At 61.9% G+C, this 15,082-nt stretch carries 12 protein-coding genes and 3 pseudogenes; 8 read left to right on the plus strand and 7 right to left on the minus strand.

Going from position 1 to position 15,082, the window contains the following annotated elements; all coding sequences use genetic code 11:
• The 3 pseudogenes from N7I30_RS20285 to N7I30_RS20295 form a co-directional block, all read left to right on the plus strand.
• Positions 1-477 (plus strand): annotated as a pseudogene (locus tag N7I30_RS20285) (hypothetical protein); the annotation flags it as partial.
• Positions 478-908: 431 nt separating this feature from the next.
• Positions 909-1,545, plus strand: a pseudogene (locus tag N7I30_RS20290) (class I SAM-dependent methyltransferase).
• Between the two features lie 280 nt (positions 1,546-1,825).
• Positions 1,826-2,214, plus strand: a pseudogene (locus N7I30_RS20295) (MerR family DNA-binding protein); the annotation flags it as partial.
• On the opposite strand, the gene N7I30_RS20300 reads toward N7I30_RS20295, so the two are convergent.
• The 5 genes from N7I30_RS20300 to N7I30_RS20320 form a co-directional block, all read right to left on the minus strand.
• Entirely contained in the window at positions 2,162-3,418 is a 1,257-nt protein-coding gene (locus tag N7I30_RS20300) for a cytochrome P450 (protein ID WP_498640914.1), read from the minus strand. The pseudogene N7I30_RS20295 and the gene N7I30_RS20300 overlap by 53 nt on opposite strands.
• A gap of 16 nt (positions 3,419-3,434) precedes the next feature.
• On the minus strand, positions 3,435-3,908 hold the full coding sequence (gene lspA / locus N7I30_RS20305) for a signal peptidase II (protein ID WP_498640915.1): 474 nt from the start codon (positions 3,906-3,908) through the stop codon (positions 3,435-3,437).
• A gap of 29 nt (positions 3,909-3,937) precedes the next feature.
• Positions 3,938-4,681: a cytochrome c biogenesis CcdA family protein gene (locus N7I30_RS20310; protein ID WP_024352379.1), complete on the minus strand. Its 744-nt coding sequence runs from the start codon at positions 4,679-4,681 to the stop codon at positions 3,938-3,940.
• Positions 4,681-5,682, minus strand: coding sequence for a sodium:calcium antiporter (locus tag N7I30_RS20315; protein WP_498640916.1), 1,002 nt, complete (start codon positions 5,680-5,682; stop codon positions 4,681-4,683). The genes N7I30_RS20310 and N7I30_RS20315 overlap by 1 nt, the downstream gene beginning before the upstream one ends.
• 79 nt (positions 5,683-5,761) lie before the next feature.
• Positions 5,762-6,655 (minus strand): cation efflux transmembrane domain-containing protein, encoded by an 894-nt coding sequence (locus tag N7I30_RS20320; protein ID WP_277026577.1) that lies wholly within the window; start codon positions 6,653-6,655, stop codon positions 5,762-5,764.
• 47 nt (positions 6,656-6,702) lie between these two features.
• On the opposite strand from N7I30_RS20320, the gene N7I30_RS20325 reads away from it, so the two are divergent.
• Entirely contained in the window at positions 6,703-7,050 is a 348-nt protein-coding gene (locus tag N7I30_RS20325) for an ArsR/SmtB family transcription factor (protein ID WP_273504397.1), read from the plus strand.
• 430 nt (positions 7,051-7,480) lie between these two features.
• On the opposite strand, the gene N7I30_RS20330 is transcribed toward N7I30_RS20325, so the two are convergent.
• Positions 7,481-8,014 carry a Uma2 family endonuclease gene (locus tag N7I30_RS20330; protein WP_498640917.1) on the minus strand — a complete coding sequence of 178 codons (534 nt, stop codon included), beginning with the start codon at positions 8,012-8,014 and terminating at the stop codon, positions 7,481-7,483.
• A gap of 283 nt (positions 8,015-8,297) precedes the next feature.
• Complete coding sequence (locus N7I30_RS20335; protein WP_498640918.1) at positions 8,298-8,966, minus strand: SOS response-associated peptidase; 669 nt, start codon at positions 8,964-8,966, stop codon at positions 8,298-8,300.
• A 507-nt stretch (positions 8,967-9,473) separates the two neighbouring features.
• Between N7I30_RS20335 and N7I30_RS20340 the strand changes: the two genes are divergently transcribed.
• The 4 genes from N7I30_RS20340 to N7I30_RS20355 all read left to right on the plus strand — a co-directional run bounded on the left by N7I30_RS20340 (position 9,474) and on the right by N7I30_RS20355 (position 15,033).
• Entirely contained in the window at positions 9,474-10,142 is a 669-nt protein-coding gene (locus N7I30_RS20340) for a thermonuclease family protein (RefSeq protein WP_498640919.1), read from the plus strand.
• 880 nt (positions 10,143-11,022) lie between these two features.
• Complete coding sequence (locus N7I30_RS20345) at positions 11,023-11,580, plus strand: PIN domain-containing protein (protein ID WP_498640935.1); 558 nt, start codon at positions 11,023-11,025, stop codon at positions 11,578-11,580.
• A gap of 608 nt (positions 11,581-12,188) precedes the next feature.
• Positions 12,189-12,773: a hypothetical protein gene (locus tag N7I30_RS20350; protein ID WP_498640920.1), complete on the plus strand. Its 585-nt coding sequence runs from the start codon at positions 12,189-12,191 to the stop codon at positions 12,771-12,773.
• 64 nt (positions 12,774-12,837) lie between these two features.
• A complete protein-coding gene (locus N7I30_RS20355) occupies positions 12,838-15,033 on the plus strand; it encodes a TnsB C-terminal domain-containing protein (protein WP_498640921.1) in 2,196 nt (731 codons plus the stop codon).
• The last annotated feature ends 49 nt before the right edge of the window (positions 15,034-15,082 follow it).

Genomic DNA, 15,082 nt, shown 5'->3' on the forward strand with positions numbered 1-15,082 from the left:
CGCGACGTGTGCGAAGCGGTGGGCGGCATGACCGAATTTCGGCGGACGGAAGGGTTCGATCGAACCCGAAACAGCCATCTCGCCGAAATCGCGATCCTCTTAGCCGGCAGGGCATCCGAAGAGCTGGTCCTCGGCTCCCCCGGGGATGGCAGCGGCGGCATGGAGGGTAGCGACCTGCATCGGGCGACTGAGATCGCCGCGCAGCTTCTGGTTTCTTATGGCCTCGCCGGCAGCCTCTCACACTTCGCCACAGACGCACCAGGAAAGGCGGTCGCTGCCATTGCACATGATGCGGCCGTCCGAGCAGCGCATGGGTTGATGCTGGACGGCTGCTTCGAGCGTGCACGGAATATCCTCCGAGCGGAGAGAGCTGCGCTGGACGAGGTCACCAAGACGCTTTTCGAAACCGGAATGGCGAAACAATCGAGGGAATGGAGGCTTCCGCTACCAGCTTCCTTACGAGATCAGCCAAGCTGACTACGGGTTAGGTCTTCGGCAAGATCGCAGACGAGCTAGTCGGCGCTGGAGCGAGCCCGCGACCAAACGCCTGCTCGCTTATGACGAAATGCCGTTCGACTTCCAATGCGATCGTCTCGGCGAACGAGGCGCGCGCGTTGTCGTGGTCTTGCCATGCGGTCCGCGGCCGCTTTGGTGCGCAGAGCTGTCGAGTCTCCGGCGGGACCGCAGCGATCGCAAGTTTGATGATGGTCCGGAGTTTATGGGCGGCGTGCGACATCGGAATCCTCGCAGAGAATCAACTTCACAGGTCTGCCGCAACCGTTCTATCTCCGCTCACGGCAATCTAGCCGTCAATCCCGTGGCAAACCTAACGAGCGCCCGTATCCCACCCGTACGCGCCACGACGACGATCGCAAGGCGAGCGTCACCATGAAATCTGGAGCTGCCGCTTGTCATCGTTCTATGATCCCGCAGCGGATGCGCGATATGCCGAAGGTCCGGTGCGGATGGTGCCGGGCTTCCAGCACCTGCAACGCATGGCGGCGCTGCTTCTCGCGGAGCGCGTAGACGCGAACGGCCGTGTGCTGGTTCTGGGAGCCGGTGGCGGGCATGAACTGAAGGCATTCGCCGAGTTCCAGCCCGGTTGGCGGTTGGCAGTTGGACGGCGTCGATCCCTCGGCGGAGATGCTGGGCCTGGCGAGGCGGACCCTCGGCCCCTCGCCTCGTAAGTTCGGCTGCATGAAGGCACCATCGACTTGGCACCCGAGGGCCCCTTCGACGGTGCCACCTGTCTGCTGACCCTGGACTTCCTGCCACGGGAGGAGCGCTTGCGGACGCTGATCGCCCTCCGTAGGCGACTCAAGCCCGGCACTCCCTTCGTCGTTGCGCATCACAGCTTTCCGCAGGATCTGGAAGGCAAGGCGCTCTGGCTTGAGCATTTTGCAGCCTTCGCCAGCGCCTCCGGTTTGCCGGCGGCGCAGATGCGGAGCGCGATCACGGCGATTGGCGATCGTCTGCCAGCCTTGCCGCCTGAGGAGAATGAAACTCTGCATCCGGGATGCCGGCTTCGAGGGTGTCGCGCTGTAATACGCCGCGTTCACGTTCAGAGGCTGGATTGCCTACAGCCCGTGACCCCAGGTCGGACCCCGCGGTTGGCAGACGTAGCAGGCGAGTAACGGCGGGACCGCCGCATTTCACTAGGCTCAACGGCAGGAATCGACCCATCTACGCCTCTGGCTGAGCGGTGACGCAGGTCTGAAAGCTGCCATCGGCGGCCGCCGGCCAGCCATCTACCGAGAATAGGCTTGTGAATGGAACGATCACTGCCGCCGCGCCGCGGGCGCGCAGAGCAGCCCAAGGAAAAGCCTCCTACTCGACCGTCCATTTGGGCCGCCTCAGTTTCATCCGCCGGGCGCGCGATCTCGGCTTCTCCATCGATCAGGTTCGTGACCTTCTCGGGCTGTCGGACCAGCGCGACCGTCCCTGCGAGGCGGTCGATGCGATCGCGCGCGAGCACCTGACCGAGGTGAAGCGCAAGATCCGGGATCTTCAGGCTCTACGCCGGGAGCTGGACAGCATTCTCAGCCAATGCAGCCGCGGCAGGTCGCCGAGTGCCAGATCATCGAGGCGCTGTCGCCGACCGAAACACCGAGGGGGGCATCCGCACTCCAGAGAGAGAGTAAAAAAGAGTGTGGCCCGCCCATCAGCTTAGCGACGCAGCAGGTCCTCCTGCCAGCTTCGGCCTTACGTTGCTGATGATGAAGCGGCTCCGCGGCAGAGCAGGGAGCCTCGAATAGTCGATCCGCAGGTCCTGCTCCGGCACGTCATATTGGATATCCTTGGAAAGGACCTGTGAGGCGAGCTTCATCAGCTCGATCGTGATCCACTCGCCTGGGCATCGGTGATGAACGTGGTATTCGCCGCCACCTTGGGGAATGAAGCTGAAGGGGCTTCGGTCCCAATCGCGAAACCGCTCCGGCTGAAACGTCTCAGGCGATTCCCATGACCGGGCATCATGGTCCGTTCCATACAGGTCCAGGAGAACACGGCGTCCCTTCGGGAACCGATATCCGTTCCATTCGAACTCGCGGCGCACCCGTGCAGCGACAGCGGGGAAGAAAGGATAAAATCGCCGGACCTCCTGCACGAAGGATTCGGTGTAACTGGCATTATCACCGGCTTGGAGCTTGCGCCGGCATTCGGGATGGCGATGCAGAGCGTGGGCGGCGAAGGTGATATAGACGCCGACGGCTACGATCGGTCTGATCACATTGAGGAGTTCCACGGCAGCGACGTGAGGCGTCAGCAGCTCGCCCTCAAGATCCCGGTGCCATGCGATGACATGGGCGGCAGACTGCTCTGGGGGATGAATTCGTGCGTCGCGAATGTCGCCGATGATGCTCTCGATCCAGCGGTTGCTCCGCTTGCGCGCCATGCGAGCCCACCAGTGTTTCGGTCCAACTGATCCGGCATAGTCGAATAGCGCGGTGATCTCCCGCGTTCGCTGCTCGACCTCCGGCTCCGCGAGCGGCACTCCGGCCCAGGCGCAGGCCGCGCGGGTCAGAAGGACGTGCAGCTCGTCATGAAGGACCACCTCGCCCTTCAACGACCAGGCGCGAGCGGAGGCATCCCACTCCTCGGCTGTTCTCGCTACCAGCGATGCGATCCACTCAGGGCGCATCAGCGACATGAACATCTGCTTGCGGTGTCTGTGGGCCTCATCGTCGAGGCCCTGCACGCCGCCTTTGCCGAGCAATGTCTTCTGAATGCGCCCGACCATGGCGCCACGCCGGATGAATCGGCTTTCATCGTAGAAGAGCCTAGCCGCTTCCGGGCCAGTCATACAGGTTGCCCTTTGCAGCATCAGCCGCGTTTCGAACAGGTCTGACCCAAACTTTCGGCACCGCTTCGAGATGAATCGATAGGGATCATCGATGAGGGCCAGAGTGGCATCCGGCATTCTGGTGCGAGGGACTTCAGGCATCCGTTGCGGCTTTCGTTTCTTCACGTGCCAAGACACTCTCGATGAGCAGCAACGCGACGCCGCTGACGATCGCCACGTCGGCGAAATTGAATGCGGGCCAGTGATAGGCGCTCACGTAGAAGTCCAAAAAGTCCGTCACCGCGCCATGCCTCAGCCGGTCGAGCAGGTTACCAAACGCACCGCCCACGACGAGGCCGAGGGCGATTGCCGTCAGGCGGCTGTCGGTGCGCGTCATCCAAACCAAGAGCCCCGCTACCATCGGCAGTATGAACGCCATCAGGAGCCAAGCCGGTGCTTCGCCGAACAAACCGAAGCTCACGCCGGTGTTAAAGCCTAGCACGAGATTGAAGAAGCCGGTGACGGGGATGACCCGCGGCGGATCCATGACGTGGTTCAGGATCCACCACTTCGTCGCCTGATCGAGGAGGAAGCTGAGAAGGGTGAAAGGAAGGCCGAGCTTGAGCATGCCGCGGAAGTGCTCCTTAGATAATCAGCTCAGCCGATCTGGCCGAGGGCGGGGAAGATCGCGAGAAGCCAAAACGCAAAGCGAGTGAGGTGACCGGTGATCATGGCGATGCCCATCAACATCATCACCCCGCCTGCCACGATCTTCAGGACACGACCGGTTCGACGCATGGCCTTCATTTTCGCCATGAACCCGCGCATGAAGAGCGCGGCCAGGATGAAGGGCAGGCCCAGACCGAGGGAATAAACGGCCAGCAAGGCGGTTCCGCTTCCGGCTGTCGCATTAGCGGCCGACAGCGTCAGGATCGCGCCCAGCACCGGTCCAATGCACGGGGTCCAGCCGAAGGCGAAGGCCAGGCCGAGGAGATAGGCAGCCCAGGGGCCGGCGCTGCTCGGGCTCGCATGGACCCTCAGGTCACGGTCAAGCCAGGGCATCGGCACGAGACCCGTCGTGAACAGGCCGAAGACGATGACGATCGCGCCCCCGATCAGGTTCGCCTCGTAGAGATGCGTGCGAAGGAGCCCGCTCATGGCCGTCGCACTGGCGCCCAGTAGGACGAACACGGTCGAGAACCCCAGCACGAAGCAGAGGCTCAGGCCGAAGGTCCGAACTGCTGCCGTGAAGCCGGTCTCGGTTGTGAACCCGTCCGGGCTGATTGTGCGCCCGGCGACATAGGAGACGTAGCCGGGCACCAGCGGCAGCACGCAAGGGGACAGAAAGGACACGACGCCGGCGGCGAAGGCCGTCGCAATCCCAATGCTGGAGACTTCCATCAAACCAGCTCCAGAACCCAGACCACCACCACGCCGACATAGACGAAGTAGGTGCCCAGCAGGGTCAGCACTTGCCAGCGGCGGAAGCCTGGCTCTGGCCCTCCCCAGCGGATGAACGCGGCATAAAGCAGGGGCATCAGACCAACGAAGACGAAGCTTACCCAGACCAGCCGGAAATTGTCGATCGGCGTCCCGACAAGCGCCAGAGGCAGAAAGCCGACCGTCATGGTCACGGCGTGATCGCCGATGATGTTGGTGAGCGCCGGCGTGATCTGGCCGCTGCGGGAAAGCTTCCACGAGGCGAAGATTTCCGGGAGGGCTGCCAAAGGCGCAGTGATGAACAGGCCGCCGATGATTGATGAGATGCCGAACGCCTTGACCAGGTTCTGCGTCGAGATGACGGTGAAGTAGGCGCCGAGCGCGAGAACCCCGACACCGGCCACCGCCAGCCAGATCCCCTTCCGCGACCATTCGACCTGTTCGGCCTCACCGCGGCCGCGAAGGAACGCCTGACCGGCATAGGCGATATAGGCGGCGAACAGAATCCAGCCGTCGATCGGCTGCAAGCCCTGCCATGGCGAGGGAAGGATCAGAACGGCGGCGAGCGCCAGGATGCCGAGATACGGGAGCGCCTGCACGGTCACTGCGCTCGGATCAACGCGCAGCAGATGCTCCCGGAGATGCCTCTGATGACCCGGATCGTCGGGAATGTCGCGCTTGCGCGTTGCAAGATAGCCGACCGAGACGAGCGCCGGAATGCCGATGGCGGTCGAGCCGAGCATCGCCCCCAACCCGATGTCGGACACATCCCGCACGGCGCTGGTGATGTTCACGCCGACCTCAGGACTTGCGGTGGCGATCCCGATCAGCGAGCCCCCCGCCGCGGCCGACAGTCCCCATTGCTTGCGCAGCCTGCGAAGGGGCTCGGCGAGATGATCCGAGCCCCATTCTGCGGCGAAGACGGCAGCCACCAGCACGGCTGCCCAGATCCATGTGCTCATGCTTCCCCCAGGCAGACGGCTCGGACTCTACGGATGGGGGATGTTCGATCCGCGAGGTTTTCGCTGCTTGGGCTCTCTCTCATGCAGGCGCACGAGCCGAAGCCGACGAGGTTTCGCGCAGATCGCTCCGGGCGTCACGGATGATCGACCAAGAGGATTGCAGAAACAGCCCGGCGATGATGACGGCCACGACCAGATCCGGCCAGGGCGAGGCCGTCCAGGCCACCAGTCCCGCCGCAACGACCACGGCGGCGTTGCCGATCGCGTCGTTGCGCGAGAACAGCCAGACGGCGCGGACATTGGCGTCTCCCGTCCGGTGCGGTAGCAGCGGAAGAACAGCGATGACGTTGACCACGAGCGCGATCACCGCAAACAAGCCCATCAGCTCGGCTTCCGGCTGCTGCTGCACGAGCACGCGATAGACCGTATTGGCGAGAACCCCGATACCGAGGGCGCCAAGGAACAGTCCCTGGATGAGGGCGGAGCGGGCGCGCCAGACGATGCTCCAGCCGATCGCGAGGATTCCAAGGAAAGTTATCAGTCCGTCACCCAAGAAGTCGAGCGCATCGGCCTTGAGCGCCTGCGAACCGGAGAGGAATCCGCCGAACATTTCGACGATGCCGTAGCCGACGTTTAGCGCCACCACGATCCACAGCGCCCGTTTGTAGGCCGGGGTAATGTGGGAGAGATCCTTAGGCAGATCGTCGGTATCGCCCTCGGCGTCGGTTTCCGGTCTATCCAGACGGTCAAGCCGGTAGCCGATGCCGGTGACGGCGCGTTCGACTTCAGGAAGGCGCGTTGCGGGATCGTCCACGCGCAAGGTCATGACCTGCGTCGCTGTCGAAACCTTCACCTCGTCGACCCCGGCCGAGCGCACCGCCTTCTCGATCTTAGCCGCGCAGGAGGGGCAATCCATGCCGGTGACGCGGTAGCGCGCCGTCTCGGCATCATTCGTTGAAGCTGCTACACTCATGGCCATCTTCCCTGATCAAGAAGGGCTATATATCATCCGTGACTGATATGTCGAGCGTTGCTGAACTGATCGAGCGGGTCGATGCTCCGGCCGTTGCCCTCCGGACCAAGCTGTTTCGGGGGCTGGCTGATGCCTCGCGGCTGTCGATCCTCGACGCTTTGCGCGCAGGACCCCTGTCCGTGGGCGAGATCGTCGCTTTGACCGGCCTGTCGCAGTCGAACGCATCAAACCATCTGCGGTGCCTCAGCGAATGCGGCCTCGTCACCGGGGAGCAGCGCGGGCGCTTTGTTCACTACCGCCTGAGCGATCCTCGCCTGGACGATCTGCTTGTGCTCGTCGAGGGGCTACTGCGGGAGACGGCCTGCGGCGTCGATCGGTGCGAGAGCTACGGCTAGATGTGTCGTTCCCAGGCGGCGCCGAACCACCGATCGCCTGCGGCAGCAACTCAAACAGAACCTGTTCTTCGCCTTCATCTACAAAAGCATTGGGGTGCCAATCGCCGCCGGCGTTCTCTACCCGGTGACCGGGCTCTTGCTGTCGCCGATGATCGCCGCGCTCGCCATGAGCCTGTCCTCGGTGAGCGTGATCGGCAACGCCCTGCGGCTTCGAACGCTGAAGCTTGAACGCCCAACAGGAACGCGATCGCGAAAGTCGCTTGCAAATGAGGTCGGTTCGCTAGCGCCTTCTGCGAAGGCCGGCGAGGTGGGGCAGGCACTGAAGGTCAGCTTCCGCCGAATCTCTTTCGGAAGCGGACCGACCCCTTTCCACCCAAAGCCGTCGTCGCCTCGTTCGCCAATGATGGCTTTGGACTTTCGACCGTCCCGATCAGGTGCAAGCGTGGAGAAGGCGTGGCAGGAGGGTGTCGTATATCTCTGCCAGCGTGAGCACCGAATGGATTTCCGGCATGTCGATCACCCCGTCGAGGGCGTCGTATCTCTCGGGGCTCCAGACGCCGTCTTCATTACGCCTGTAGAGCTTGACGGAGACGATGCTCGGTTCGACGACCATGATCAGCCTTACCGCCGGATGCCCCTGATACTCGTCGAACTTGTCCGTCGTGTCGACCGAGGCTGTTCCGGGTGACGACACCTCGACGATGAGCGTGGGGCTTTCCGCGACCGTCCCTTCCTGATCTACAGGGCCGCAGTCAACGACGACATCAGGATAGCGGACGGTGCTTGCGTGCGTCTGAACCGCCGTGTCGCGGGCTGTCGTTCGGCACCTGCCGATCTTCGCTTGAGTCCCACGGAAGAGACGATGTTGGTGATGACGACGTTGTGCCCCTGAGTGGCACCCGTCCTCACCTCGACGAGATATCCCTCGACGAGTTCGAACCGTCCCGCTTGACCTGAGACCCATTCGAGGAACTCGTCGGTCGAAACGCGCTCGTGCTCCGCAGTTCCCATATCGCGCTCCCAACGTTGGCTCATCGTATCATGACGGTGAAGCCTCCATTGTATGACCTTGATGGCATTTGCTAGCAGCCCATGTCCGGCGGGAGGCGACAGTCCATATTGCGATCACGCGAAAACGCTGAGAGGCATCACCGCTGCCGCGACCAATGGAACAAGGTACTGTGCGAAATAGAGCACCAGACTGGTTACGAGCACCAGCCCGACAAAGGAACCCGCTACATAGATCGCTAGCCGGCTTCCCCCGCTTCGTCCTTCCGGTTCCCGCGGGCGACTATCCGCAAAGAGCTGTCCGGCAGCGGTCGTTGTAAGCCGCTGGCTTCCGACCAATCAGCGCGCATCCAAACGTCGATTTCATCGGGCCGAGTCAGGATTACCGGCATTGCCTTCGGATGGATCGGTGCAACGACTGCATTCGGTTCGCAGGTAAGGAAAGCATATAGGTCGACTGTAACCTCCCCTTCTTTCGCCTTTCTGACGCTGGTCCAGTTCGTCCAAATACCGGCGAACACCATAAGCGGACGACTCTCATCGGCCGCAAACCATACCGGCAATTTTTTGCCTTCAGCGGTCGTCCCATATTCCGAGAAACTCGTGAAAGGTACCACGCATCGGTTTGAGGGGCCCAGCCAGCGGCGCCAATGCGGCGATTTCAGGTTACGAACGTTGGTCACGCCACCGTCGACGCCGCGTGCCTTCAGGGCGAACTGCGGCGACGGCATACCCCAACGCATCATAGTGAGCTCCCGCTCGCCGCTCTCAGCGTTGCGGACGACTGGTGCAGAGTAGTCCGGGAAGACGCCCGGAAGAGGCGGAAGATTGCCGGTGCTGTCTCGCATGGCACGAGTGAACTCGAGGATCGCCGCTTGGCCTCGAGTGATCGAGTACAGGTTGCACATCAAGGTTCCCCATCCGTTCGATCGTCGTCGCGACCTTGCAGAGCCGGAGGTCGACCATTTGCCACGAGAATTGGATATCGCAGAATGTCCGTCTCAGTCTCGATACTGCATAGTAGTGCCCCGTCACATATGACGCGCGATCGCATCGCGTATCCCATCAAACGCACGAAATCTGGATGTGCCCAGTCGCGCACACCGCCCTGATCTTCCGATGCCATTGACGGGATAGATGCTCAAGCAGAGCCGCGGCAGGCTTTACGCACGGACATGCTCGCTGACGAATGCTGCCGTCTCCCCGTCTCACGAATCTTTCGAGTTCAAGAAAGTGGTCGTTCATCCTCCTCGGGTATCCTTTAGCCGGCAGCATTCAGAGCGGTATCGGGTACAGACGCGGTGTAAACGGACAGATGGCTACAGGTACTAATCAGTGCCAGCGCGATCGGCAGCGACGAAACATCGGGTTCGAATCTAAACCGACCACCGGGTGCCTTTGAGGATAAGTGATTTATGAGCGATCGGTGGTTGAGAAATCTCGCTAACATTCGGACACGGCGCGCAAATCAGACTGGCAGCCAAGTCCGGCGGAAAGTGGAGCATATTCGGGCAGCCCGCCAGCACCGCCATGAAGGCACCGGTCCATGGACCAAGAAGCCTCGTCGGACCTCATTTCCAACGGTCCTTGTGTCAGCCGTCGCCTTCGGTTTCCTCGCGCCGTTTGCCGTTCACTATGCGGGAATCCTGGACCTGCAGATCTCGTCCAAACCAAACAATGCTGCCGCGAACTCCCCTACCCTTGTTGCCGCATCACGGAAGTCCACGCGAAGATCCCTTCCTATTTGCGCCGGATCCCGCCGCATCACGTGCATAGTCGACGGCGATACAGGTTGGCATGAGGGTGAGAAATGGCGTCTGGTTTCACGATCCGGAGGCGTTGACGCTCCGGAGATCTCCAATCCTGCATGTGCAGCCGAGAAGATCGCCGGGGAACGGGCTACGAGACGATTACGTAGCCTGATGTCGGCTGGCTACACTCTTTCAGGCAACAGGTACGATCGCTACGGCCGGCGGTTGGTAGCCGTGACACTGTCTGATGGACGAGACGTCGGCAGGATGCTGATCGACGAAGGCCTTGCACAGAAGTGGCCGAATTCCAGCAATCCTTGGTGCAGACCCTGAAACCCAGTAGCGATGCGTTGGCTTACACGACGCGCTCCTTCCCGCTTATTCGTTTCACCGCAGAATCAAGCAGGAATTCGTACTGTGTAGCCAGCTACGTATAATGTTTGTCGTGCATCCTCGCTCTGTAGCGCCCCCGGGGACGAGCGATTAACGGCTCGGACCTTCGCCGTAACAATCAGCGAGGTGGGCGAGGCCAACGAACCGCTTCGCCATCAGTGAGCGAGTTGATCCACCTTTCCCGCCATTCCCGAAAGTTTGTGTGAGCAGTCCACTGTTCGAGGGGCTGCGCGATTCAGGTTCCCGATCCCGAGACGATTCTTGGAGCTGACTTAGCCGGTCACAGAGTGCTCAAGAACTCTAATCGTGAACATGAGAAATCTGTGCACTCAAGGCCCCGGGGCTGCCCCCATCCCATGTCCCCGGGGCACATCGAATTGCTGTTATTCCGCTACGAAACACGGATCAGGTGGGGACTCGACACCATGAAAATTGTCTGCTTCCGTCAGCGTCACTGAGCAGCCCCTGGCGACAAATCTCCTGCAGAACAAGCGATTCCCGAGAACACTTCAGTCTGTGACTGTTGAACGCGACAGAGTTAAGATCGACTCAGATCGAGTGATCATGAGTTGAAATTAATCCGCATAGGTAGACACCTGCGCGTAGGGTGCGAGAGCCAAGGGAATACTTGCACTGACAGAAGCGTAAGCAGAGGACCTCTATCTTATCATCGATCGCAGACCCAATGCGATGTCACCGTCCACAGGACGGACCGAACATCTGCGGCCCGACAAAGGAGCCAAGCATGCACAGGACTTGCACACGTCTTCGCGGTGCATCGCTCGATCCCGCCATCCAATCGACTGTCAAATCTAGTCCCATGCTCCGAAGGAAGAGCGAGCGGAACCAAGCCTCTGTTCGGCCAACTCTCTTCCTTCTCGACACGTCCGTACTATCGCAACTGACGATGCCTATCCCGGCCCCTGGCGTCGTCGGCTGGTTGGAGAACGCTCCCGACGGCGCTCTCTGCGTACCATGGAGTGTGGTGTTCGAGCTTCTGCTTGGCGTTGAGCTCGCGCGGCGCAGGCAGAACGGACGAGCTGCCGCATACGAGGAACGGATCGACAGCCTATTGGCAGATAGCCGATATCAAATCATCCTGCCGACAGTAGACACCGCCAGGATTCGTGCGGTACTCGCCTCGACCCCAGCTCTTAGGAACATCGTAATCCCTGACCCCCGGTGTAAGCGCATTGTGTCCAGCGAGAAGCTGACAATTGCAGCCACAGCGATCTCGATTGGTGCGGTTGTCGCCACGCTTAACCGGAGGCACTACGCTGAAATCGCGCGGTCTTTTCCCCTACCCGGCATCTTCTATCCAGACAGCGGTGATTGGGGCGCCAAGATGCAGCCGATGTCCCAATCGAAATGCAAATGAGCCAAGAAGCACAAACTTCGAGTGATCATTAAAATTTTTGATCACAAGATCAGTAGTCGTTCGCCAACCTTTCATTCAGGGGATGCGCGAGCGTTAGCCCCGGTATATCGGGACGCTTGTCATCGCCGGGATCGGCGCACACGCAGATTCGGGATCACTTCCGGGCACTCCGCCGCGGAACGAGGGAGGCAGCCAAATGAAACTCATTGTCGTCATGCCTTTCCCGCTGCGCACCCGCCCACGGACGTACCACAGCTCCATAGCCGCCTGACGCGCCGCTCCCCTGCGGGGGGCCGACGCGTCCAGACGGTGGCCGGCCCTTGGGCCGCGTCGATCCCTGTCGCCATTCCGGCGGCGGAAAACTGGAGCCCTACCATGTCCACGCATCAGCCCCTTCTGCGTTCCCTCCTGACGGCGGGCCACCCCGGCCGACACCTCCCGCCCTTGGCCGCGCGCGTCGCGGAGGCCGGTATCCATACCGCCCGGAGGAGCTGGCACATACCGACCTGCGTGCGGACGGACGACCTGAAGGGCACCTGCGGCGTGTCAAGCCCAGCGTCGCGCATCGGATCCCCAGACCGAAGAAGCGCGGTTCGCGCACGGGGTCCATGGTGGATCCGTTCCGCTGGGTCGCGATCTGGTTTGAGAGCGCGCTTGAGGAAGACGTCCTCTACGTCCTGGTCGCCAGTCCCCACGTCCTTGAGGTCCGCGAGCAGCAGTTGATCCAATACCGTGGATCCAACGGGGGAACGCCCCAGTATCACTCCGACTTCCAGGTCTTTTGGCGGAACGGCGTCCACTCGACAGTCGAGGTCAAGTACGAGGAGGATTCGAAGCGCAAGGCTGTGCCCACCAAAATCGGCGAGATCGGCCGCAGCGCGTTCCTCGGGATGACGGACGACTACCGGGTGGTCACGCAGTTCGACCTCGATGCCGTTACGATCGCCAACGCGCGAGCTATCGTGGCCTGTGCACTTGATGACGACCCTGAAGGACTGGAGGCGTTGCGCCGCGCGCTCCCCCGCATGCCGGAAAGCTTCACCCTCGGAGACTTAGCGGACGCGTCGGGGCTAGGCTTCCGCGGCTACCGCGCAGCGGTCGCGCTGCTCCAGTCCGGCGCGCTTTCATTGGATGCGGGCGTCCGGATCGGACCCGACGCGCCCGCGCGAGTCGGCCGCCAAGCTGCCTCTTGACGATGGATCAAGGACTCCTCGCCCACGATTGCAGCCTGACCGAATCACGGAAGGATACCGAAACATGCCCCAGCGCGCGTACAAGTTCGGACGGCATGACCGAATTGTTGTCGACGGGGCGCATTACCGCTGCGTCGAGTCGAAAGGGGGAAGGCACCTTTTCCAGCTCGTCGTAGGATATGTCTTTGAGGACCACTACGTTCCGATCGACGACGTTGAGATCACAAAGCTCCTGCGTGGGGCCTCGCCGCGAATGCGCATCGACGAGGGCCACTGGACCGAGTCCCTCGGGATGCTCCGCGTGCGCAACGACACGTCTGACACGTCGCGTTGCTCGAAGGAGCACGCCCGTACTGCTGCCTGGAAGCTTCAATGGGTCCTACGTTTCCATCGCCGCCGGCGGGACCTCTCTCAGCCGAGGATCGGCGTTGGCAAGGCAATTCTGACGGCCTTCATCGAGGAGGAGCGGGTATCGATGGACCGCTGGTACCTCGACAAATATGGCGAGCGCCGCAAACCTGGCCGCGTCTACGAAGGACGCGAGCGCAAGGAGTTCGACTGGCCCAGCGCGAGCGCACTCTACGGCTGGCTGAAACTCTACCGCGAACGGAATGAACGGGACGACACATTTGTCCCCAACTACGCCAACTGCGGAAACCGCGACCAACTCGACCCGCGCGTTCGGCAGGCCATGGAACGGGCGGTGCAGCACTGGTGCACGCCCCTGAAACCGAAGATGAAGGACATCTGCGATTTCATCGAGCAGGACTTGCGTGAGCTGAACAAGGGTCGCCTGCCTGAGGACCGGCTCCGGGTTAGCCCGGTGACTGTGCGCAAGCGGATCGCAGAGATCGACCCCTTCCTAGCCGACGCCGGCCGCGAGAGCCTCGACCGGGCCATGCGCCGCTACGCGCTGTCCGCCGTCGGCGCGATGGTCACGCGGCCCATGCAGCGCATCGAGATGGACGACTGGGACGTCGACCTTCACACGTTGGTCGCAGGGTCAGCGATCTGGAAGGAGCTCACGCCCAAGGCACGGGCGCGTTTGCCGCGCGTAAGGTGCACTGTGACGGTGGCAATCGATGTCGCGACGCGGTGCATCGTTGGGCTCCACCTTTACACCGGTGCCCCATCGACCGCCACGGCACGCACTGCCCTTCGAAGCACGCTCGTCGACAAGTCCGCCCTGGCTGCCGCAGTTGGGTGCCGCAGCACGTGGCACATGTACGGTCGCGGCGAGTTCTACGTCACCGACGGCGGCCCAGCCTTTGGCGAGGAGTTCAAGAGCACCGTTCAACGGTGCAAGGCGGGCGTCAGCGTCCCCGACCAAGATCCTAGGATGCGCGGGACGATCGAAACGTTCTTCCGCACCCTCAAACGACTGTGCAGACGCTTCGCCGGGCATGCCTTCGCGAACGTCGTCGAACTGGGCGACTACCCCGCACAGGAGATGGCGTCGCTGACGGTCGCAGAGTTCCACGCCCTTCTCGTTCGCTTCATCGTAGACAGCTACCACAATCGCCCTCACAAAGGTCTTGAGGGCTCGACGCCAATGGCGAGGTGGAACTCCCTGTCAAGGACGGGCTTGGCACCCGATCTAACTGAAACCCAGATCAAGCTCGCCTTCGGCTTCCGTCGGACCCGCAAGCTCTCCTCGTCGGGGATCGAGTTTATGAAGGTGCCCTTCGTCCGGGGCGACGGTCTCGGCGAGCTCCTAAAGGCCATCGGACGGTCCAACGTCGACATCATCGTTGATCCGGCGGACGTGAAGTCGATCCTGATCGAATTGCCCGAGCGCGTTAAGGGACGCGAGTGGTGCCCAGACGGAACCGACTACATCTCTGTCCGTGCCGCCGATGGGACGTTCCCGGACGAAGTCGAGACGTCGCTCGACAAGCTCCTCATGGCCAACGCGCACGTGCTCGAGGTCGTACGGAAAGAAGCCGAGAGTGGCCGGGAGATCCGCCTCGACGCGGATCGCCACTTTTACGAGGCGGGGCTCGAGGCGATGCGCCGCTCCGGTATTCCCGTCTATGGCTACACCGAGCAGCAGTTCAACCTCATGGTCGACAACGTTGAGCGGAAGTCACTGGCTGCTACGGAGCCGGTCGCCAACGCGGCGGGTCCGAAGGCTGTCGATGAGGCAACCTTCGGTACCGTGGTCCACCGGTCCCCTAGGGCAAGGCCCCACTTGCGCGACAAGGACGGCAACAGCAAGCCGTTCGGCGGCTCGATGAATACCTACGGAGACGACGAATGAGTCCTCAACGCAGGAATCCGCCAAGGCACAGTTCCGTCTCAGAATACGA

Origin of the sequence: Aurantimonas litoralis, assembly GCF_026153195.1 — a bacterium.
GTDB lineage: Bacteria > Pseudomonadota > Alphaproteobacteria > Rhizobiales > Rhizobiaceae > Aurantimonas > Aurantimonas coralicida.

Excerpts from the sequence above, each read along its gene's own strand:
- N7I30_RS20300 (WP_498640914.1), bottom strand. The coding sequence starts at position 3,418 with ATGCCGGATGCCACTCTGGCCCTCATCGATGATCCCTATCGATTCATC.
- lspA (WP_498640915.1), bottom strand. The coding sequence starts at position 3,908 with ATGCTCAAGCTCGGCCTTCCTTTCACCCTTCTCAGCTTCCTCCTCGAT.
- N7I30_RS20310 (WP_024352379.1), bottom strand. The coding sequence starts at position 4,681 with ATGGAAGTCTCCAGCATTGGGATTGCGACGGCCTTCGCCGCCGGCGTC.
- N7I30_RS20315 (WP_498640916.1), bottom strand. The coding sequence starts at position 5,682 with ATGAGCACATGGATCTGGGCAGCCGTGCTGGTGGCTGCCGTCTTCGCC.
- N7I30_RS20320 (WP_277026577.1), bottom strand. The coding sequence starts at position 6,655 with ATGAGTGTAGCAGCTTCAACGAATGATGCCGAGACGGCGCGCTACCGC.
- N7I30_RS20325 (WP_273504397.1), top strand. The coding sequence starts at position 6,703 with ATGTCGAGCGTTGCTGAACTGATCGAGCGGGTCGATGCTCCGGCCGTT.
- N7I30_RS20330 (WP_498640917.1), bottom strand. The coding sequence starts at position 8,014 with ATGGGTCTCAGGTCAAGCGGGACGGTTCGAACTCGTCGAGGGATATCT.
- N7I30_RS20335 (WP_498640918.1), bottom strand. The coding sequence starts at position 8,966 with ATGTGCAACCTGTACTCGATCACTCGAGGCCAAGCGGCGATCCTCGAG.
- N7I30_RS20340 (WP_498640919.1), top strand. The coding sequence starts at position 9,474 with ATGAGCGATCGGTGGTTGAGAAATCTCGCTAACATTCGGACACGGCGC.
- N7I30_RS20345 (WP_498640935.1), top strand. The coding sequence starts at position 11,023 with ATGCTCCGAAGGAAGAGCGAGCGGAACCAAGCCTCTGTTCGGCCAACT.
- N7I30_RS20350 (WP_498640920.1), top strand. The coding sequence starts at position 12,189 with ATGGTGGATCCGTTCCGCTGGGTCGCGATCTGGTTTGAGAGCGCGCTT.
- N7I30_RS20355 (WP_498640921.1), top strand. The coding sequence starts at position 12,838 with ATGCCCCAGCGCGCGTACAAGTTCGGACGGCATGACCGAATTGTTGTC.